This window comes from Streptomyces sp. NPDC051913, from assembly GCF_044593635.1.
Classification (GTDB): domain Bacteria; phylum Actinomycetota; class Actinomycetes; order Streptomycetales; family Streptomycetaceae; genus Streptomyces.
In genome coordinates this window covers 67,117-87,957 of record NZ_JBIUCI010000026.1, presented here as the reverse complement: position 1 = coordinate 87,957, position 20,841 = coordinate 67,117, and the positions used below count along the sequence as shown (strand labels likewise).

General features: G+C 72.1%; 12 protein-coding genes and 4 tRNA genes. 9 read left to right on the top strand and 7 right to left on the bottom strand.

From position 1 onward, the window contains the following. The first annotated feature begins 28 nt into the window (after positions 1–28). Complete coding sequence (locus tag ACIHIX_RS43945) at positions 29–682, top strand: TetR/AcrR family transcriptional regulator (protein WP_399966226.1); 654 nt, start codon at positions 29–31, stop codon at positions 680–682. 55 nt (positions 683–737) lie between these two features. On the opposite strand, the gene ACIHIX_RS43940 is transcribed toward ACIHIX_RS43945, so the two are convergent. The 5 genes from ACIHIX_RS43940 to ACIHIX_RS43920 all read right to left on the bottom strand — a co-directional run bounded on the left by ACIHIX_RS43940 (position 738) and on the right by ACIHIX_RS43920 (position 7,960). Beyond that, positions 738–810 (bottom strand) — tRNA-Lys (locus tag ACIHIX_RS43940). A gap of 99 nt (positions 811–909) precedes the next feature. After that, positions 910–2,466 carry an amino acid permease gene (locus ACIHIX_RS43935; protein ID WP_399966225.1) on the bottom strand — a complete coding sequence of 519 codons (1,557 nt, stop codon included), beginning with the start codon at positions 2,464–2,466 and terminating at the stop codon, positions 910–912. A gap of 110 nt (positions 2,467–2,576) precedes the next feature. Then, positions 2,577–4,871 (bottom strand): hypothetical protein, encoded by a 2,295-nt coding sequence (locus ACIHIX_RS43930; protein ID WP_399966224.1) that lies wholly within the window; start codon positions 4,869–4,871, stop codon positions 2,577–2,579. Positions 4,872–5,041: 170 nt separating this feature from the next. Next, positions 5,042–7,201, bottom strand: coding sequence for a DEAD/DEAH box helicase (locus ACIHIX_RS43925; RefSeq protein ID WP_399966223.1), 2,160 nt, complete (start codon positions 7,199–7,201; stop codon positions 5,042–5,044). A 231-nt stretch (positions 7,202–7,432) separates the two neighbouring features. Further along, a complete protein-coding gene (locus ACIHIX_RS43920; protein WP_399966222.1) occupies positions 7,433–7,960 on the bottom strand; it encodes a hypothetical protein in 528 nt (175 codons plus the stop codon). Positions 7,961–8,109: 149 nt separating this feature from the next. On the opposite strand from ACIHIX_RS43920, the gene ACIHIX_RS43915 reads away from it, so the two are divergent. The 3 genes from ACIHIX_RS43915 (at position 8,110) to ACIHIX_RS43905 (ending at position 10,212) form a co-directional block, all read left to right on the top strand. Beyond that, entirely contained in the window at positions 8,110–8,460 is a 351-nt protein-coding gene (locus ACIHIX_RS43915) for a metallopeptidase family protein (protein WP_399966221.1), read from the top strand. 56 nt (positions 8,461–8,516) lie between these two features. After that, the gene (locus tag ACIHIX_RS43910; RefSeq protein ID WP_399966220.1) at positions 8,517–10,088 is read left to right on the top strand and encodes a metallophosphoesterase; all 1,572 of its coding nucleotides are present in this window, start codon (positions 8,517–8,519) and stop codon (positions 10,086–10,088) included. 48 nt (positions 10,089–10,136) lie between these two features. Then, positions 10,137–10,212: transfer RNA gene (locus ACIHIX_RS43905), tRNA-Glu, on the top strand. Positions 10,213–10,263: 51 nt separating this feature from the next. On the opposite strand, the gene ACIHIX_RS43900 is transcribed toward ACIHIX_RS43905, so the two are convergent. Both ACIHIX_RS43900 and ACIHIX_RS43895 read right to left on the bottom strand, forming a co-directional pair. Continuing rightward, positions 10,264–11,133 carry a hypothetical protein gene (locus tag ACIHIX_RS43900; RefSeq protein ID WP_399966219.1) on the bottom strand — a complete coding sequence of 290 codons (870 nt, stop codon included), beginning with the start codon at positions 11,131–11,133 and terminating at the stop codon, positions 10,264–10,266. Beyond that, on the bottom strand, positions 11,130–11,504 hold the full coding sequence (locus ACIHIX_RS43895; protein ID WP_399966218.1) for a hypothetical protein: 375 nt from the start codon (positions 11,502–11,504) through the stop codon (positions 11,130–11,132). Before ACIHIX_RS43895 ends, ACIHIX_RS43900 begins: the two co-directional genes overlap by 4 nt. 85 nt (positions 11,505–11,589) lie before the next feature. Between ACIHIX_RS43895 and ACIHIX_RS43890 the strand changes: the two genes are divergently transcribed. The 5 genes from ACIHIX_RS43890 to hrpA all read left to right on the top strand — a co-directional run bounded on the left by ACIHIX_RS43890 (position 11,590) and on the right by hrpA (position 20,813). Next, the gene (locus ACIHIX_RS43890; protein ID WP_399966216.1) at positions 11,590–16,185 is read left to right on the top strand and encodes a CHAT domain-containing protein; all 4,596 of its coding nucleotides are present in this window, start codon (positions 11,590–11,592) and stop codon (positions 16,183–16,185) included. Between the two features lie 99 nt (positions 16,186–16,284). Beyond that, positions 16,285–16,359, top strand: a tRNA-Asp gene (locus tag ACIHIX_RS43885). Positions 16,360–16,383: 24 nt separating this feature from the next. Beyond that, a tRNA-Phe gene (locus ACIHIX_RS43880) sits at positions 16,384–16,457 on the top strand. Between the two features lie 63 nt (positions 16,458–16,520). Continuing rightward, the gene (locus ACIHIX_RS43875) at positions 16,521–16,778 is read left to right on the top strand and encodes a hypothetical protein (RefSeq protein WP_399966215.1); all 258 of its coding nucleotides are present in this window, start codon (positions 16,521–16,523) and stop codon (positions 16,776–16,778) included. A gap of 66 nt (positions 16,779–16,844) precedes the next feature. Continuing rightward, positions 16,845–20,813 carry an ATP-dependent RNA helicase HrpA gene (gene hrpA, locus ACIHIX_RS43870; protein ID WP_399966214.1) on the top strand — a complete coding sequence of 1,323 codons (3,969 nt, stop codon included), beginning with the start codon at positions 16,845–16,847 and terminating at the stop codon, positions 20,811–20,813. Positions 20,814–20,841 lie beyond the last annotated feature (28 nt).

Genomic DNA, 20,841 nt, shown 5'->3' with positions numbered 1-20,841 from the left:
TAAGACACGACTGTCGTAAACTGCCAAGGTGTCAGCGCCCACGACTTCCGAGGACAGGCCCCGCAAGCGACGCCCCTACGCCCCGCGCGTCCCGATCGAGCAGCGCCGCGAGCAACTCCTCGACGCCGCCCTCGCCGTGATCGTGAACGAGGGCTACGACCGGATCTCCATCGACGCCATCGCCAAGCGGGCCGGTGTCGCCCGGTCCGTGGTCTACGGCGCCTACGACCATCTCGACGCCCTGCTGACCGCACTGCTGGACCGCCAGCAGGCCCGCGCCTTCGACCGATTGCTCGCCACGATCCCCGACGACCCCGCGGAACGGGGCGACCCGGCCACGTTCGCCGCGGAGACCGTGCGCCGCATGTCCGCGATGCTCCGTCAGGACCCGGACACCTGGGGGCTGATCCTGGCGCCGCCCGGCAACATGCCCCCGGTCGTCCGCGAGCGCGTCGAGGCGGACAGGGACCGTTTCCGGCGCCGCGTCGAGGCGTGGCTCTCCCACCTCCCGGCCGACCGGAACGGCCCCGCCCTCGACGCCCGGATCCTCGCCCACGCCCTGGTCGCCTGCGCGGAACACTTCGGCCGCCTGGCCCTCACCGACCCGGGGACGTTCGAACCGGAGCGGCTGATCGAACAGGTACGGGTGCTCCTCGGCGCGCTGTGGCCGGAGCGGCACTGACCCCGAACACACGACAGCGCCCGAGCCGACCAAGTCGACTCGGGCGCCGCGTCCGTAGGCCCTGTGGGACTCGAACCCACAACCAATGGATTAAAAGTCCACTGCTCTGCCAATTGAGCTAAGGGCCCAGGCGATGTTGCCTCCCCGAGCATAGCCGGACGCGGCCGTCTCTCCGATCGGGTATCGGGGACACGGCCGCGCCGGGCGTGGGGGACGGGCCGTAAAGATCACGGATCGACCGGTTCGGGGGCACCCTTGCGGGCCGCCTCCCTCGCCAGCGTCCGTTCGTGGTCGGGGTTGAGGAACCAGTGCCGGGCCGAGGCCAGCCACCAGGTCGCCGCGAAGCCCAGGACCGCGAGGACGGCTATCGGCGCGTAGTTGAAGGTCTCCCAGGTGACCGGCGAGACCTGCGGGAGCATGAAGAGCACCGTGATCACGCCGACCCAGATCACGGACACCACGCCGATCGCGCGCGACCAGCGGCCCAGATGCCACGGTCCGCGCTCGAACTCCTCGCCCTTGCGCAGCCGCAGCAGGGTCGGGATGACGTACGCGATGTAGAGGCCGATCACCGCCACCGAGGTCACCGCCGCGTAGGCCGTGTAGTTGATCAGGTACGGCAGTCCCAGCAGCAGCGCCCCGCCCGCCGCCAGCCACACGGCCGCCACGGGCGTGCGGGTGCGCGGGCTGACGGTGTGCCAGAGGCGCGAGTACGGGAGGGCTCCGTCGCGCGAGAACGCGTAGATCATGCGGCTGTTGGCGGTCACGGACGCCATCCCGCAGAACAGCTGCGCCCCGATGACGACGAGCAGCAGCAGCTTTCCGCTCGTCGCGCCCAGCGCGTCCAGCAGGATCTGCGCCGGTGGCGCCCCCGTCGAGGACGTCCGCGCCCCCTCGTACGACTGGATGGCGAACGTGAAGCCGAGGAGCAGCACGAAGCCGGCTATCCAGGAGGTCCAGATCGACTGCACGATCCCCTTCGGGCCCGCCGTCGACGCGTCGTGCGTCTCCTCGGTCATGTGGGCGGACGCGTCGTAGCCGGTGAAGGTGTACTGGGCCATCAGCAGACCCAGCGCGACCACGTACACCCCGCTGCCCCAGCCCGTGTTGTTGACGAACTCGCCGAACACGAAGGACGCCGACTGGTGGTGGTCGGGGGCGAAGGTCAGCGCGCCGACGATGACCGCGACGCCGATCACGTGCCACCACACGCTCACGCTGTTCAGCAGGGCCACGATCCGCACGCCGAAGGTGTTCAGGAGACCGTGCAGGACGAGGATCGCGGCGAAGAGCAGGATCGTCCGGCCCGGTGTCACCTCGAAGTCGAACTGGAGGTTCAGGTACGCCCCCAGGAAGGACGCGGCCCCGAAGTCGATGCCGGCGGTCACGGCGACCTGCCCCAGCACGTTGAACCAGCCCGTGAACCACGCCCACGCGGCCGCGGTGCGGGGCGGGGCGAGGCGGTGGGCCCAGAAGTACAGCCCCGCGGAGGTCGGGTACGCCGAACAGATCTCGGCCATCGACAACCCGACGAACAGGGTCATCAGCCCGACGGCGACCCACCCCCAGGTGATCACCGCGGGGCCGCCGGTGTTCATGCCGAACAGATACAGCGTCAGACAGCCCGACAGGACCGAGATGATGGTGAAGGAGACCGCGTAGTTGGAGAACGCCGACATACGGCGGGCCAGGACCTGCGTGTAACCGAGCTGGGCCAGCCGTTCCTCGTCCGACAGGCCGGATGGCCCCTTGGACGGCCCGCTCGCTATCGCGTCATCTGTCATGCCCCCAGCAATTCCCTCGCCGGGGGCGTGACACACGTCACAGCATGGCCAAAAAGTGCCGTGCGGAGCGCCGCCGCCCAGCCTCACCGGGGGCCGCGGCGCTCCGCTTCTCAGCTACCGCCCGTCAACCGCAGCTCAGACCCCTGCCCGTCCGCGGGCGTGGCCACCAACTCCCAGGTGTACGAGCCGTCGTCGGCCCCGTCCCACGTCACCTCCAGCGCGGCACCCCGCTGCACGGCGTCCAGGGTCTTCACGGTCGCCCCTGACGCGTCCTTGACGACGACGTACGCGCCGGGCGCCGCCGGCTTGGAGAGCTGCCAGGCGCCGGTCCACCGGCCGTCGGAGGACTCGGTGCGTGTCTCGATCGCCGTCAGCGCCGACGTCGGCACCCCGGAGGCCACCGCCCGCATCGCCCCCGGCTTCCCCCGCCCCGGGAGCCAGGCCACGCCGCCGCCGAAGCGGTCGACGGCGTAGGCGCCGTGGGAGAGGTAACCCGGGAGGTCGGTCGCGAGGACGCGGGTCTCGACCGTGTCGGCCGTGTGGAAGTCGACGAGCCGGAGCTCGCCCGTCCCCTCGTCGTGCACGACCACGTACCCGTCACCCAGCTCCCCGTCCGCCGGTACGTCGAGCATGCGCCCGGTGTCCCGGTCCCAGACGCCGGAGCCCGCCGGGTCGCCTGAGGCGGCGCACGTCCAGTAGACCCAGCGGCCCACCGCCTGGAGATCGGTCGGCGTGCACTCCTTGCCGAGCGCGAAGGTCTCGGTCGCTCCGGACCCCAGATCGGTCGACGTCACCGTCCCCTTGGTGTCGCCCGGCGTCCAGAAGTCGCTGCCCCAGACGGCCGCGGCCGACGCGGGCCGGGTGAGGAGGACCTTGTCGGAGCCGGGCTTCGCGCGGTCGATGACGTACTGCTGGTACGAGCCGAACCCGGACATGTAGCCGTAGCCGAAGACGACGTACCGACCGGAGGCGTCCACGATCTGGCCGCCGCCCGGCACCGCCACGCTCGCCGCGTCGTCCGGGGTCGACCGTACGTCGATCCCGGCGCCCGACGGATAGGCGAAGGCGCCGTCGCCCAGCGCGAAGGCCCCGCTGCCCGCCGTACCGCCCGTGCCGTCGGTGCTCAGCGGCGGCTGGGCGACGAGGGCGCGGGTGCCGGCGGACACGGCCGCCAGGTCGATGTGGCGCTTGTAGAGGGAGGGCAGGTAGTTGGTGTCCGGCTCGCTCGTCGCCAGGTCGCCGGCCGCCAGGGTCACCGCGCTGTACGTGCCCGCCTTCGGCGCCACCGACCGCAGGGTGCTCAGCGCGAGGGTCCCGTCGGAATTCGCCGTCACCTTCCGTACGCCCCAGTCCCCCGCCGACGCGCCGCCCGCGACCAGGACCCCGCCGTCCGGCGTGGGGTTCAGACCGTAGGTGCCGCCGAGGCGGGCGTGCGGCAGCAGCGTGCGCGTGCGACCGTCGGTCACCGAGACCGCCAGCAGCGGCTCGCCGCGGTCCTTCGGGGCGTCGCTGTTGCGGAAGGACTCGGTCTGGCGCAGGGAGAGCAGCCAGTCGCCGACCAGCGCGACGGACGCCCGCTGCTCGTACGACGAGGCCACGTCCACCGTCGTCTCGGTGCCGTCGAGGGCGTCCCGGCGCAGCAGGTGCGCCTTCTGGTCGCCGTACGCCGGGTCGAACCAGGCGACGTACGTCGCGCCGAACGCGACCTGCGTGTACCCGCTGCCCCAGGTGCCCTTGAGCACGCCGGTGATCCGGCCGGACACCGTGTCCAGCAGACCGATCTGGCCGGTCGGGTCGCCGGAGACCCAGATCGCGAGGGTGTCCGCGTCACCGCCGAGCACCTTGTACGACGCCGGCCTCACCCCGTCCTTGCCGGTGACCTCCGTGTCCTTCAACTCCCCGTCGTCCCGGGGGCGCAGGAGGTGCAGGGACGCCACGGAGCCGTCCGCGGCCCAGGTGGCCGTGAGCACCGTGTCGCCGTACGTGCCCTGGTAGGTCTGGCCCTCGGGGAGCGTGAAGCGGATCGACGTGCCCGCCTTCATGTCCTTGAGTTCCACGGACCGGTCGGCCGGGGTGTAGCGGCCGACGACGTCCGAGGCGAAGCCTCCGACGCGTTCGGCGGACGGGGCGGCCGGGTCCTGGCCGATGGCCGTCGGAGCGCCGGACGTGGGGGTCCAGCGGAATCCGGTGAAGTCCTCGGAACCGTCGCGCTCCACCCGGCCGAGGTCGCCGACGCCACCCGCCGACTCCAGGTTGAGGCCACGCGGCAGATAGCGGTCGGGGGCGTCGATGGTGAGGGGCGCGGGGGTCGTTTCGGCGTGGGCGGCGGGCGCGAACGCGACGGAGGCGACGAGTGCGCCGGGAACGAGGAAACGGATACGGGTGGGCCTGTGGCGTGGGGCCACGACACCTCCAACTGACTAGGGAGGCGCGGAAGTTAACACAGGCCACGCACAGAATTCGAACACATTCACGAATCACAAGGAGTCCGGCAAACCGACCCCCGCACACCGCCCCGGGAAAGCCGAAGGGCCCGTACGACCGAAGTCGTACGGGCCCTTCACAGACCTACTTGTCAGCCGTTGCGCTTCCAGCGCGGCTTGTCGTCACGGCGGCCGAAGGACGAGCCGGAACCCGAGCCGGTGCCGGTGCCACGGTGGTCGTCACGGCGGCCGTACGGGCGCTCGTGGCCACCGGAGCGGAAGCCCGGACGGTCGTCACGACGGTCACGGTTGAACGGGCGGTCGCTGCCACGGTGTCCACCGCGCTCGTCACGACGCTCGAAGGAACGGCCGGCCGGACGGTCGTCGCGGCGGAACCCGCCACGGTCACCGCGCTCGTTGTCCCGACGCTCGAAGGAACGGCCACCGCGGTCGTCACGGCGCTCGAAGGAACGGCCACCACGGTCGTCGCGACGCTCGTCACGACGGAAGCCGCCACGGTCGTTGTCCCGACGCTCGAAGCCACGCTCACCGCGGTCACGGTTGTCGCGGTTGTCGCGGTTGAAGCCGCCCCGGTCGTCACGGCGCTCGAAGGAACGGCCCCCACGGTCGTCGCGACGCTCATCGCGGCGGAAGCCGCCACGGTCGTTGTCACGGCGCTCGAAGGAACGGCCACCACGGTCGTCGCGACGCTCGTCACGGCGGAAGCCGCCACGGTCGTTGTCCCGACGCTCGAAGCCACGCTCGGCCTCCTGGGCCGCCGGCTGCGCGGGCACGGACGCCTCGACGGCCTCGGCGGCGGCGACGACCGCGGCCTGCGCCTCGGCGACGGCGGCCTCCGGGTCCTCACCGCGGTCGCGGGCGGCGCGGGCGACGAGGCGGTCGGCCTCCTCGCGCAGCTCGCTCGCGCGCCGCTGCGCCCGCTCCAGCTGCTTGGTCAGGGAGGCGACCTCACGCTCGGCCTGCTGCGCGGCGTTGCCCGCGGACTCGGCCTGGACCTCGGTCATCGACCGGGCACCGGTGATCTCGGCGACCTCGGGGTCGAAGGCGCCGGCGCCCTGGATGATGTGACGCCCGGCGTCGACGCCCGCGTCCTCCATCAGGCGGAAGATCTGGCGGCGCTGGTGCGGCAGCGAGAGGGAGACGACCGTACCCGTGCGACCGGCGCGCGCCGTGCGGCCCGCGCGGTGCAGGTAGTCCTTGTGGTCGCCGGCCGGGTCCACGTTCAGGACCAGGTCGATGCCGTCGACGTGGATACCGCGAGCGGCGACGTCGGTGGCGACCAGGACGTTGACGTACCCGTCCTTGAAGTCGGCCAGCGTGCGGGTGCGGGCGCCCTGGGTCATGCCGCCGTGCAGCGCGTCGGCCTTCACACCGGCCTCGCACAGCTGCTCGGCGACGCGGTCGGCGCCCAGCTGGGTGCGGACGAAGATGATGGTGCGGCCCTTGCGGGAGGCGATGGCCGCGGTGACCGGCGCCTTGTCCTTGGGCTTCACGATGAGGATGTGGTGCGACATGGTCGTGACGTTGCCCTGGGCGCTGTCGACCTCGTGCGTGACGGGGTTGCTCAGGTAGCGCTTGACCAGCGTGGAGATCTCGTTCTCCATGGTGGCGGAGAACAGCATCCGCTGGCCGCCGGCCGGGACCTGGTCGAGCAGCTCGGTGACCTCGGGCAGGAAGCCCAGGTCGGACATCTGGTCGGCCTCGTCGAGGACGGCGACCTCGACGTTCTCCAGGGAGCAGGCGCCGCGGTTGATGATGTCGCGCAGTCGGCCCGGGGTGGCGACGAGGATGTCGACGCCGCGCTCCAGGGCGTAGATCTGGTTGCCCATCGACGTACCGCCGCAGACGACCTTCATCTTCAGGCCGAGGACGTCGCCGTAGGGCTGGAGGGCGTCCGCGACCTGCATCGCGAGCTCACGGGTCGGGGTGAGGATGACCGCGCGGGGCTTGTGCTTCTCGGTGCGGCCGCCGGCCAGACGCGCCAGCGTCGGCAGACCGAAGGAGAGGGTCTTGCCGGAGCCGGTGCGCCCACGGCCGAGGATGTCCTTGCCGGCCAGGGCGTCCGGGATGGTCGCGGCCTGGATCGGGAAGGGGGTGGTCACACCGTTCTGCGCGAGCTTGCGCACGACGCCCTCGGGGAGACCGAGGTCGGCGAAGGTGACCTCGGGGGTCTCGTCGACCGAGTCGACCGAGTCGGTGGTGTCGGCCGAGTCGACGGTCTCGAGCGCCTCGACGGCCTCGTTCTCGTCGTTCTCGGGCATGACGATGTGATCAGAACTGGAAATGGACATGCGTAAGCGAAACCTTCCGGAGTCTCGTCGGCACGCGCCCGTCAACTCCGTGATTTCGCAATACGACCGCCTCTATGCGGTCAGCCACGGCAAGGGAGAGAACGCGCCACACGGCGCTCTCTGCAATGGCGCCGGGCAATGGGATCAAACGATCTACCACCATACGCACCCTCCACCCCCCAAGGCAAACCGATCCCCGTGGACTAGACGTACGTCACATCACCGCGGCCGTCACACCGGTGATCCCGCCGTCGGCGCCGGCTCCCGCTGCACCAGTTGCGGCTCGGTGTCCGGGTGGGCGGAGGAGGACGGCTCGGCGGAGGGCGTCGGCGGGTCCGGCGTCGGCGGCTCGGGGGTGGGCGTCACCGGGTCGGGGTCGGCCGGCTTCGTCGGGGTCGGCGGCGCCTTGGTCGGCGTCGGCTGCCCCGGCTCGTCCGGCTTCCCGGGCTTGGGCTTCGCCGACGGCGACGCGTCGTCCTCGGCCGACGCCGAGGCGGAGGGCGACGCGGACTCCCCGTCCTTCTTCCTGCCCTTGTCCTTCCCGCCGTGCTTGCCGTCGGCGCCCGCCGCCCCGTACCCGGAGCCGCCGCCCGACATCCCCGTCCCGCCGTCCGGCGCCTCACCGCCCCGCTCTCCCGCGGAGTGCGAGGGCTTGGCGCTCTTGCCCCCTTCGTCGTCACCGACGCTCATGCAGCCGGCGGCAGCGGCGACGGCCATGACCGTCGCGGCCAGACGGACGGGTACGTACTTGGGGCGCACGGGCAGCCACCTCCGAGGGCGGGTGAGGGAGTCAACCTGTCCAACTCCCGCCGCCCGCAAGAGGACACGCGCGGTGCCCCGCACGGCCCGACCGCACACCGGCCGTGCCCGACCCCGCGGATCACGTCCCCGTCCCCGACAATGTCCCTGTGCTGGAGATGACGCGCGACGCCTTCGAAGAGCTGGTGGCCGAGGCCCTGGACCGGATCCCGCCCGAGCTGACCCGGGTCATGGACAACGTGGCGGTGTTCGTCGAGGACGAACCCCCGGCGGACGACCCCGAACTGCTCGGCCTGTACGAGGGCACCCCGCTCACCGAGCGCGGCGAGTGGTACGCGGGCGTCCTCCCCGACCGCATCTCGATCTACATGGGCCCGACCCTGCGCTACTGCGAGACCCGCGACGACGTGGTCCACGAGGTCGCCGTGACCGTCGTCCACGAGATCGCCCACCACTTCGGCATCGACGACGCGCGCCTGCACGAACTCGGCTGGGGCTGAAGCCCCCTGCGCGGACCCCCCGCATAGCCACGCCCGCACTTGGGCATACGGGACCAATGGCCCGCGTCCCCGTCGCCGCCCTGAACGTCCTGATCCGCCTACGCCGCTCGCCGCACGCCCTCGCCCGGCACTACCGCACCCGCCGCCCGCACCCGACCGTCGAACTCGTGCCCCAGCCGCACCCGTGGGGCCGCGCCCTCGGTCTGGTCGCGGTCGTGCTGCTCGGCGCCTGGCTGGGCCTGCTGATCGTCGGCAACGTCCGCACCCCCGTCGGGCCCATGAACACCACGATGACCCTGCGCCCGTCCCTCACCGGCGGCACGAAGATCAACGTCTCCCCGCTCGGCGCCCTGGAACTGGACAGCCATCACGCCCCGGTCCGCCTGGACGTCAACGTCGACCAGCTCGACCCGGTCCGCTCCCAGGCCCTGGTCGACCACCCCGAGCGGATCTCCGGCCTCCAGGACGAGGTCGCCAGGGACGTCGAGCACGGCACCCTCGACCTGGCCGTACGCTCCTGTGTCGCGGTCGTCGCGGGCGCCACCGCCCTCGGCCTCGCCGTCTACCGCCGCCCGCGCCGCGCCCTCGCCGCCGGCGGGCTCGCCCTGACCCTGCTGGCCGCGTGCGGCGGGACGGCGTACGCCACCTGGAACCCCGACTCGGTCCTCCAGCCGAAGTTCTCCGGACTGCTCTCCTCGGCCCCGTCCCTGGTCGGCAACGCGCGCAGCATCGTCACCGAGTTCGACGTCTACCAGCGGGAGTTGGCCCGCCTGGTGACCAACGTGACCAAGCTGTACGACGTCACGTCCACGCTCCCCGCCTACCAGCCGGACCCCACCACCATCCGGGTCCTGCACGTCTCCGACATCCATCTCAACCCGGCGAGCTGGAAGATCATCGCCTCGCTGGTGAAGCAGTACCAGGTCAACGTGATCGTCGACTCCGGCGACACCATGGACCACGGCACGGCCGCCGAGAACGGCTTCCTGGACCCGGTCGCCGACCTCGGGGCGCCGTACGTCTGGGTCCGCGGCAACCACGACTCCCGGGTCACCCAGCGCTATCTGGAGCGCATGAAGAACGTCCACGTCCTCGACGACGGCCGCGCCGAGACCGTCGCCGGGCTGCGCTTCGCCGGGCTCGGCGATCCCCAGTACACCCCCGACCGCAGCGAGAAGTCCGGTGCCCAGGAGACCCAGGAGGCGGCGGGCGGCCGGCTCGCCGCCTCGCTGCGCGACTGGACGACCGCCGGGAAGCCGGTCGACGTCGCCGTGATCCACGAGCCCTCGGCCGCCCGCGAGGTCGACGGCTCCGTCCCGCTGGTCCTCTCCGGCCATCTGCACCACCAGGAGACGGAGGTCATGCGCAACGGCACCCGGCTGCGCGTCGAGGGCTCCACCGGCGGCAGCGGGCTGCGCGCGGTCGAGGGCAAGTACCCGGACCCGATCGAGGCCTCGATCCTCTACTTCGACCGCGACACCCGGCATCTCCAGGCCTGGGACGCGATCAAACTGGGCGGCCTCGGCCTGACGACGGCGGAGGTCAGCCGCCATCTCCCGGAGGAGAACCTGCCGGGGGCGACCCGGTCGCCGACGCCCTCACCGAGCCCCTCGCGGAGCAGCCGCTAAACAGTTTTGGCGATCCTTCTTGCCATCCCATATGCTTCTCCCGTCCCCGCCCTCATCGTCTAGCGGCCTAGGACGCCGCCCTTTCAAGGCGGTAGCACGGGTTCGAATCCCGTTGGGGGTACCAGCAAGAAGTCGTGCACAAGCCCGTTCCCGCAAGGGAGCGGGCTTTCGTGTCTCACGCGTGCTTGCGCAGATGCGCGGTCACCCGCGCGCCCACGTCCGGAGTCAGCCGCTCCCCCGCCGCCACCGCGAACCCCAGCTCCCGCGCCAGCAGCCCGCCCCGCAGGTCGAAGGCCGCCTCGGTCAGATGCGCGAGCGTGTCCACGGCGGCCCGCGTCCGCCGCAGTCCTACGGCGACCAGGGCGCCCGCCGGCAGCACGGCCGGCCACCACCACAGCGCGGGCAACAGCGTCAGCACGCCCCAGCCGGCCAGGGCGACAGCGGCGTCCAGCTCGGTACGGGCGGCGCGCAGGGCGTTCTGCTCGGACTCGGTCAGCACCAGCCACAGCCGGGGCCAGGAGAACACCACGTCCAGCCGGTACCAGCCCCACACCCGCACATCGACCGCCCGCAGCCGGTCCCCCGACCAGGTCGGCCGGGCCGGCGGCACCAGAGCGACGGCGTTGCGGCGGGCGGCGAGCGCGTCGAGCCGGGCGGGGGTCCGGTCCGGCTCCGCCCGGAACGCCGCGTCCGCCGCCTCCCAGCGCGCGGCCCGGGCCGCGGTCAGCCGCCGCGCCGGACGGCCGAGAGCACGGGGCCACGGGTCGAACCACAGCCGCCCGAGCAGCGCGGCGGCCCCTCGCGCGGCCAGCCCGGCGGCGGCCGACAGCACCGGCAGCACGACGACCGCGAGCAGCCACACCGACGACACGCTCCGCCCGTCCTCCTCCACGAGGCCGGTGAGCCGCCCCAGGTCGGCCCAGTGCGTGTGCCCCAGCCGCCGGGCGGCCGCCGCGCCGGCGACGTACAGCAGACCGGGCAAAACCAGCATCGCCACCCAGCGCTCGACGTACTTGCGGCCGAGCTCGGCGACGACCGTGTTCATCCGAAGCCGAGGGGCCGGCCGTGCAGGGCGCACACCGGCAGGTCGTCGCCGGGTCGCGGCTGCTCGATGCGCGAGCAACTGCCCGCCGGACAGCGGTAGTCGCCGTGCGCGACCCGGCCGGAGTGGTCGACGCCGGGCAGCGCGACCAGGCCGCCGCCGGGCGGCCCGGTGTCCCTGGGGGTCGCACGGGCGGCGAAGGGCTCCAGCACTCTCAGGAGCCCGAGTTCGCGCAGCCCCTCGACGACCGGCTCGCCCCGCCGGGCCGCCGCGAGGACCTCCTCCAGCGCGGCACCGTCACCGGTCTGCCGGGCGTAGTCCCGCAGCACGGGAAGCTGCCGACACAGCGCACCCAACAGCTCCGCCGTCTCCACGAATACCTCACCTCCGCCGCAGAGTTGATGGACCATCATGATGCATCGGGGGGCGTACGCGGCAGCCGACGGGGGCGAGCGAACGATGCGGGACGACAGCGCGTGGCAGCGGTCGGAGCTGCTCGTCGAACGGCTCGGGCAGCGCCTTGAGGCCTTCCTCGACCGCGGCGACCGGCAGGCGGTCCTCGACCCGGCCGCCGTGACCGAGGCGGAGGAGTTACGGGCGATCGCCCTGGTGGCGCCCCAGGGGCCGACGGGACCGCTGTACGTCATGGAGCGGGGCGTCGTACGGGCCATCGCGTTCCTGTTCCACGCCCGCTGCACCCTGCACGAGGCCGAAACCCCGGAGAACCTGGCCGAGTTACAGCTCGCCGTGCTGCTGTACGCGGTGGTCTGGCGGCTGGTCCCGGACGAGGTACCGCCCGAAGTGCGAGAGACGGTGGCCCGGTTGGAGGTACCGCCGGTGGAGGATCTCGGCGTCTCCACCACCCGCGCCCTGGAACTCTTCGCGCTGTGGCAGACCACCGGCGACCCGGCCGCGCTGGAGGAGGCGATCGCGCGCTGGCGCCGGGCGGCCGACGTCCTGCCCGCCGCCTACCCCGGCCGCGCCATGATGCTGTCCAACCTGGGCAGCGCCCTGCGCTTCCGGTACGCCCAGCGGGGCGCCCGGCCCGACCTGGAGGACGCGGTGGACCTCGGCCGGGAGGCGGTGCGCACGGCGGAGCCCGGCGACCCCAACCGGGGCATGTACCTGGCCAACCTGTCGGGTTCGCTGAGCCTGCGCTACGGCGTCCGGCAGGACCCCGCCGACCTGGACGCGGCCGTCGACACCGGAGCCGAGTCCGTCCGGGTCACCCCGGTGCCGCACGCGCTGTTCCACTCCAACGCCGGGATCGCCCGGCTCATCCGGTACGAGCGGACGTCCGCGCCCGCCGACCTGGACGCGGCGACCGACGCCTTCGAACGCTCCGTACGGGACGCGGAGGCCGGTGATCCACAACGGCCGATGTACCTGGCCAACCTGGGGCGGGCACTGCACCAGCGGTTCAAGCTGCACGGCCGGCGGGCCGACCTCGACGAGGCCGTCGCCGCCGCCCGCCGGTCCACGGCCGCCTGCCCGCCGGGCCACCCCCTGCGGCACGGCTGTCTCACCGCCCTGAGCGACGTCCTGCGCTCGCTCGCCGGGGTGACCGGGGCGCCCGCCGACCTGGACGCCGCCGTCGACACGGGACGCGAGGCCCTGGCCGCCGTACCCCCGGCGCACCCGGAGCGGTCCGGGGCGGCCGAGAACCTGGCGCTCGCCCTGCGCGACCGCTTCCCGTGGCTGCACCGGCGGGCCGACCTCGACGAGGCCGTCACCCTGCTGCGGGACTCCCTCCACCCCGGCAGCCCCGCCGAGCACCTCTACAACCTCGGCGGCACCCTGCTGGCCCGCTTCCGCGCCTTCGACGACCTTGCCGACGCCGACGCGGCCGTCGCCGCCGCCCGCCGCGGCCTCACCGTCTGCGCCACCGGCACCCCGCAGGAGGGCGTCCTGCTCACCCACCTCGGCGAGGCCCTGCACGCCCGCTCGGTACGGACCGCTTCCCCCGCCGACAACGACGAGGCCGTCACCGCCCTGCGCCGCGCCCGCACCCTGCTGACCGGCTTCCACCCCACCGCCGTCAGCAAATGCCTCTCCGAACTCGGCCTCGCCCAACGCCGCCGCCACCACTTCACCGGCGCCCCGGCCGACCTCGACGAGGCCGTCACCGTCTTCCGGGCCGCCGTCCACCACAACCCCGACGCCCCCCAGCAGCTCGTCGACGAGTCCCACCTCGCCGGCGCGCTCTTCCTGCGCTACGCCGACAGCGGCGACCCCGCCGACCTCGACGAGGCGATCCTCTGGAACCGCCGCGCCCTCGCCCACCTCCCCGACGAGACCGGCCCGCACGCCACCCAGGTCCTCTTCAACCTCGGCCGCGCCCTCCAGGCCGTCCACCAGCGCACCGACGACCTCACCGCACTCGACGAGGCCGTACGACGACTGGAGGGCGCCCTGCACGCCCAGCGGTCCGCCGGCTCCCGGCACCACAGCGGCACCGACCGCGCCGCCGGACTGTCCAACCTCGGCGCGGCCCTGCGCGTACGAGCCGAACGCCTCGGCAACCGCGCCGACCTGGACCGCGCCATCGAGCTCAGCCGCGAGGCACCGGACGCCCTGCCCGCCGACCACCCCGACCGGGCCACCTACTTCACCAACCTGTGCACCACCCTCCTGGTCCGCTACACCTGGGCAGGCGACCAGCAGGACCTCGCCGACGCGGTCCGGGCCGCCCGGCAGGCCGTCGACACCACCGCCCCCGCCGACACCGCCGCCCTGGTCGTCCACCTGTCCAACCTCGGCATCGCGCTGCGCCGCCGCTACGAGTGGTCGCGTGCCCTCACCGACCTCGACGAGTCCATCGAGGCCGCCCGCGCCGCCGTCGCCGCCCTGCCGCCGGGCCACGTCGACACCGCCCAGCACCACGGCAACCTCGCCGTCGCCCTGCTGTCCCACTACGAACGCACCGACGCCGCCGCCGACCTCGACGAGGCGATCGACGCCGCCCGCGTCGCGGCGGACGGCGTGGACGACACACACCCGCAACGCCACATCCACCTGTCCAACCTGGGCCTCGTCCTAGGCCACCGGCACGACAGCGCGGGCCGGCGCGTGGACGCCGACGAGGCGGTGGACCGGCTGCGCCACGCGGTACGCCTGTGCCCCACCGGCCATCCGCAACGCCCGATCTACCTCTCCAACCTCGCCATGGCCCTCGTCGCCCGCGCCGGCGGCCTCGACCCCACGACGACCCGCACCGCGGACGGCTCCGCCGACGCGCACGAGGCGGCCCTCGCGGCCCGCGCCGCCCTGCGCGCCGTACCCGAGGACCACCCGCAGCGGATCATGTGCCTCAACAACCTGGGGTCGGCGCTGCTGGTACGGGCGGGGACGGGGCCGTCGGCGACGGACACGGACACGTACGAGGAGGCCGAGGCCGACCTCTACGCCGCCTTCGACGCCTTCCGGCAGGCCACCACCGTCACCACCGCCCCCGCGCTCGCCCGCTTCCACGCCGCGCAGACCTGGGCCAGGGCCGCCGCCCAGTTCGGCGACTGGACCGAGTCCCTCGAAGCGCACCGCGCCGCCCTCGCCCCGCTGCCGCTCATGGCCTGGCACGGACTGGACCGCCGGGACCGGCTCGACGCCCTCGGCCGGGCCGCGGGCCTGGCCGGCGAGGCCGCCGCCGTGGCCCTGAACTGCGGCCGCCCGCACGAGGCGCTGCGCCTCCTGGAACAGGGCCGCGGCGTGCTGCTCGCGCAGGCCCTGGACGCTCGCGACGAGATGACCGAACTCCGGGAACGCGCGCCCCACCTCGCCGACCGCATCCGCGAGATCCGCGCCTTCCTGGACGCCGCCGCCCCCGACCCGGCGGACACCGCCGAACGGATCCGGCGCACGGCGGCCGAACAGCGCCGCGAACTCGCCCAGGAGATGGACGCGTTGACCGCCGAGGCCCGTCGCCTGCCCGGCCTGGAGGACTTCCTGCGGCTGCCGTCCGTGGAGCGGCTGCGCACCGCCGCCGCGCACGGCCCGGTCGTCGTCGTGAACACGAGCGCGCTGCGCTGCGACGCCCTGATCGTCACCGCCGACGACCTCCACGCGGTGCCGCTCCCCGACCTCGACCTCGCCGGGGACGACGGCCTCACCGGCCGCGCGGTGGCCCTCCTCGACGCCCTCTCCCTCGTGGGCCGCTCACCGGCCGACGCCTGGCGTGCCCAGCGGCTGCTGCTGCGCACCCTGGCCTGGCTGTGGGACACGGTGGCGGCGCCGGTGCTGCCGGCCCTGGAACAGCTGGTGCCGGACGCCGACCGCGTGTGGTGGTGCCCGACCGGCCTGCTGTCCCTGCTCCCGCTCCACGCGGCGGGGCACTACTCGCACGACGCCACCCCCGACGACCGCTCCCTCCCCGACCGCTACGTCTGCTCGTACACGACGACGCTCAGAGCCCTGGCCGCCGAGACCCGGCGGCCCGACGACGGCCACACCGCCGCCCGCATGCTGGCCGTGGACCAGTCGGACACCCCGGAGCTGCCCCACCTCCCGCACGCCCGCGAGGAGGTACGCAAGCTCGCCGCCCGCGTGACCCCCACCACGGTCCTCACCGGCCCCGAAGCCTCCCGCGCCGCCCTCCTCTCCGCCCTCCCCGACCACGCCTACCTGCACTTCTCGGGACACGGCACCCAGGACCCCACCGACTCGGCGGGCGGCGCGCTCTACCTCCACGACCATGCGCAGGCCGGCCCGCTCAGCGTCGCCGACATCTCCCGCCTGCGGCTGCGCGAGGCGCGGCTCGCCTTCCTCTCCGCCTGCGAGACCGCCCGCGGCGCCGCCGTCCTGCCCGACGAGGCCGTGCATCTCGCCGGCGCCCTGCAACTGGCGGGCTTCGCCCATGTGGTGGCGGCCCAATGGGTGGTGGACGACGCCTGCGCGCTCCAGGTCGCGGACTCCTTCTACGAGGGCCTGACCTCTCCTCCCGGCCCGGGCCTCGACCCCTCCCGCGCCGCCCGTGCCCTGCACGAAGCGGTCCGCGGACTCCGCCGCGGCCCGAACAGCGACCCCCTCTGGTGGGCCGCCTACGTGCACACCGGACCCTGACCGAACCCTGAAATAAGCGGTGCGGGACACCATCCGAGCTCTGATATGCTGATCCAGCGACATCGGGCACCGACAAAGTGCAGGTCGCACACAAAGCCTGGTCCTGTGGAGCAGTTTGGAGTGCTCGCCACCCTGTCAAGGTGGAGGCCGCGGGTTCAAATCCCGTCAGGACCGCTGAAGTTCCTTCTGGAACTTCGTGGCTGGGTAGCTCAGTTGGTACGAGCGATCGCCTGAAAAGCGATAGGTCGCCGGTTCGACCCCGGCCCCAGCCACAATGATCGAAGTCCCTCTGGGTGTTCCCAGAGGGACTTCGGCGTTTCACGGTGGGGGAGACGATGACCAAGGCTGTACAGGGGGACGGGCTGGAGCTCGCGCGGGCTCGGTACGGGCTGCTGGCGGTGGTGTCCAGCAACCTGGCGATAGTGGTCGTGGCGATCATCGGCGTCTGGCGGTTGGACGGCGACAAGTCGGTCGTCGTGGCCGTGCTCACCGCCGCCTTCACCGCGGTGAGCAGCATGACCACGGCCTACCTGGGGATCAAGGCGGTGTCCAACACGGCCAAGTCCCTCGCCCGCCGGAGCCCGGAGGAGTAGCCGGCGCTACGGCCCGCCCAAAAGCGTTCGCCATGAATTTGGCCGGGATGAGATCCTGGATCGCGTATGTCTACGCATCCCGCCTCCGCCCCCGGCGCCTCCGACGCCCCCAGCCTCGGTGCTCTCGCCCCCCGCCTGACCGAGCTGTCCCTGCGCGACGCGCACCGGATCGGCCGCAGGCTCGAAGGCGCGCGCAAGATCCGCAAGCCGGAGGCGCGCGCCGCCGTGCTCGCCGAGATCGAGGGTGAGGTGACGAAGGCGGAGGAGCGGATGGCCGGGCGGCGCTCCCGCGTACCTGCCGTCAGCTACCCCGAGCAGCTCCCGGTCAGCCAGAAGAAGGACGAGATCGCGGACGCGATCCGCGATCACCAGGTCGTGATCGTGGCCGGTGAGACCGGGTCCGGCAAGACCACCCAGATCCCGAAGATCTGTATGGAGCTGGGGCGTGGCGTGCGCGGCATGATCGGGCACACGCAGCCCCGCCGTATCGCCGCCCGGACCGTCGCCGAGCGCGTGGCCGAGGAGCTGAAGACCCCCCTCGGCGAGGCCGTCGGCTGGAAGGTGCGGTTCACCGACCAGGTGAACCAGGACGCCACGTTCGTCAAGCTGATGACCGACGGCATCCTGCTCGCAGAGATCCAGACCGACCGCGAGCTGCGCGCCTACGACACGATCATCATCGACGAGGCCCACGAGCGGTCCCTCAACATCGACTTCCTGCTGGGCTATCTCGCCCAGCTGCTGCCCAAGCGCCCGGACCTCAAGGTTGTCATCACCTCCGCCACCATCGACCCCGAGCGCTTCTCCCGGCACTTCGGGGACGCCCCGATCGTCGAGGTCAGCGGGCGGACGTATCCGGTGGAGGTGCGCTACCGTCCCCTCCTCGAAGAGGACTCCGACGACTCCGACCGCGACCAGATCACCGCGATCTGCGACGCCGTCGAGGAGCTCCAGGGGGAAGGCAAGGGCGACATCCTGGTCTTCCTCTCGGGCGAGCGGGAGATCCGGGACACCGCGGACGCGCTGAACAAGAAGAATTACCGCTTCACGGAGGTTCTCCCCCTCTACGCCCGGCTCTCGCACGCCGAGCAGCACCGCGTCTTCCAGCAGCACACCGGGCGCAGGATCGTTCTGGCTACGAACGTCGCCGAGACCTCCCTCACCGTCCCGGGCATCAAGTACGTCATCGACCCCGGCTTCGCCCGCATCAGCCGCTACAGCCACCGCACCAAGGTCCAGCGGCTGCCCATCGAGGCGATCTCGCAGGCCAGCGCCAACCAGCGCAAGGGCCGCTGCGGCCGTACGTCCGACGGTGTCTGCATCCGCCTGTACTCCGAGGACGACTTCCTCGCCCGCCCGGAGTTCACGGACGCGGAGATCCTCCGTACGAACCTCGCCTCCGTCATCCTCCAGATGACCGCGGCCGGCCTCGGCGACATCGAGAAGTTCCCCTTCATCGACCCGCCGGACCACCGCAACATCCGCGACGGCGTACAGCTCCTCCAGGAGCTCAACGCCCTCGACCCGGCACAGAAGGACCCGCGCAAGCGACTCACCGACACCGGCCGCAAACTCGCCCAGCTGCCCGTCGACCCGCGCCTCGCCCGGATGGTCCTGGAGGCCGACAAGAACGGCTGTGTCCGCGAGGTCATGGTCATAGCGGCGGCGCTGTCCATCCAGGACCCGCGAGAGCGCCCCGCCGACAAGCAGACCCAGGCCGACCAGCAGCACGCCCGCTTCAGGGACGAGACCAGCGACTTCCTCGCCTATCTGAACCTGTGGCGGTACGTCCGCGAACAGCAGAAGGAGCGGGGGTCCAGCTCCTTCCGCCGGATGTGCAAGCAGGAGTACCTGAACTTCCTGCGCATCCGCGAGTGGCAGGACATCTATACGCAACTGCGTACGGTCGCCAAGCAGATGGGCATCCATCTCAACGAGGACGACGCCCCCGAGCAGTCCGTCCACGTCTCCCTCCTCGCGGGCCTTCTCTCGCACATCGGGATGAAGGACGTGAAGGACGGCAACAAGAACGAGTATCTGGGCGCCCGCAGCGCCAAGTTCGCGATCTTCCCCGGCTCGTCCCTCTTCAAGAAGCAGCCCCGTTTCGTCATGTCGGCGGAGCTGGTGGAGACTTCACGCCTCTGGGCCCGGGTCAACGCGAAGGTCGAGCCGGAGTGGGTCGAGCCGCTCGCCGAGCATCTGCTGAAGCGGACGTACTCCGAACCGCACTGGGAGAAGGACCAGGCGGCCGTGATGGCGTACGAGAAGGTCACGCTGTACGGCGTACCGATCGTCGCCCAACGCAAGGTCAACTACGGCCGGATCGACCCCGAGACGTCCCGCGAGCTTTTCATCCGCAACGCGCTCGTCGAGGGCGACTGGCGGACGCACCACAAGTTCTACGCCGACAACCGCAAGCTGCTGAGCGAGGTCGAGGAGCTCGAACACCGGGCCCGGCGCCGGGACATCGTCGTGGACGACGACACCCTCTTCGACTTCTACGAGCAGCGGGTTCCCGAACACGTCGTCTCCGGCGCCCACTTCGACTCCTGGTGGAAGCGCAAGCGGCACGAGCAGCCCGACTTCCTCGACTTCGAGCGGGAGATGCTCATCCGCGAGTCGGCGGAGGCGGTCACCAAGGCCGACTATCCGGACTCCTGGCGGCAGGGGCAGCTGAAGTTCCGGGTCACCTACCAGTTCGAGCCGGGCGCGGACGCCGACGGTGTGACCGTCCACATCCCGCTCCAGGTCCTCAACCAGGTCACGGACGAGGCCTTCGACTGGCAGATCCCGGGCCTGCGGGAGGAGGTCGTCACGGAGCTGATCCGTTCCCTCCCCAAGCCGATCCGCCGCAACTACGTCCCGGCCCCGAACTTCGCGAAGCGCTTCCTGGACACGGCGGTCCCCCTCCAGGAGCCGTTGACCCTCACGATGGCCCGTGAGCTGAAGCGCATGGTCGGCGTGCCCTTCGAGGCCGAGGACTTCGACTGGTCGAAGATCCCGGACCACCTGCGCATCACCTTCCGGATCGTTGACGAGCGCCGCCGCAAGCTGGCCGAGGACAAGGATCTGGAGGCGCTGAAGCTCCAGCTGAGGCCGAAGGCGCGCCAGGCCCTCTCCCAGGCCGCCGCGGCCACCGCGGAGCGCCAGGGCGGCGAGTCCCTGGAGCGCAAGGGCCTGACGGACTGGACGATCGGCTCCCTCACCCGCGTCTTCGAGACCCGCCGGGCCGGCCAGCCGGTCAAGGCGTACCCGGCCCTGGTGGACGACGGCGACACGGTCTCGGTCCGGCTCTTCGACACCGAGGCCGAGCAGGCCGAGGCGATGTGGAAGGGCACGCGCAGACTGGTGCTGCGCAACATCCCGGTGAACCCGGCGAAGTTCGCGAGCGACCACCTGACGAACGCGCAGAAGCTGGCGCTCTCGGCCAACCCCCACGGCACGGTCCAGGCCCTCTTCGACGACTGCGCGATGGCGGCGGCGGACAAGCTGATCGGCGACTTCGGCGGGCCGGCGTGGGACGAGGAGTCGTACCGGAAGCTGTACGACAAGGTCCGCGCGGAGATCGTCGACACGACCGTCCGTACCGTGGGGCAGGTGCAGCAGGTCCTTGCCGCCTGGCAGGCCTGTGAGCGCCGCCTGAAGGCCGTACGGAGCCCCGCGCTCCTCGCGAACCTGACGGACGTCCGCAAGCAGCTGGACGCCCTCGTGAAGCCGGGGTTCGTGACCGCGACGGGCCTGCGCCGGCTGCCCGACCTCATGCGCTACCTGGTCGCCGCCGACCGCCGCCTCCAGCAGATGCCGACGGCCGTGCAGCGGGACACGACGCGCATGGAGAAGGTCCACGAGATGCAGGACGAGTACGCCTGGCTCCTGGAGCAGCTCCCGCAGGGCCGCCCGGTCCCGGCCGCCGTCCTGGACATCCGTTGGATGATCGAGGAGCTCCGGGTCAGCTATTTCGCCCACGCGCTGGGCACGGCGTACGCCGTCTCGGACAAGCGGATCGTGAAGGCGATCGACGCGGCTGTCCCGTAACCGACCCCGCACACTGGGTGAGTTCGCG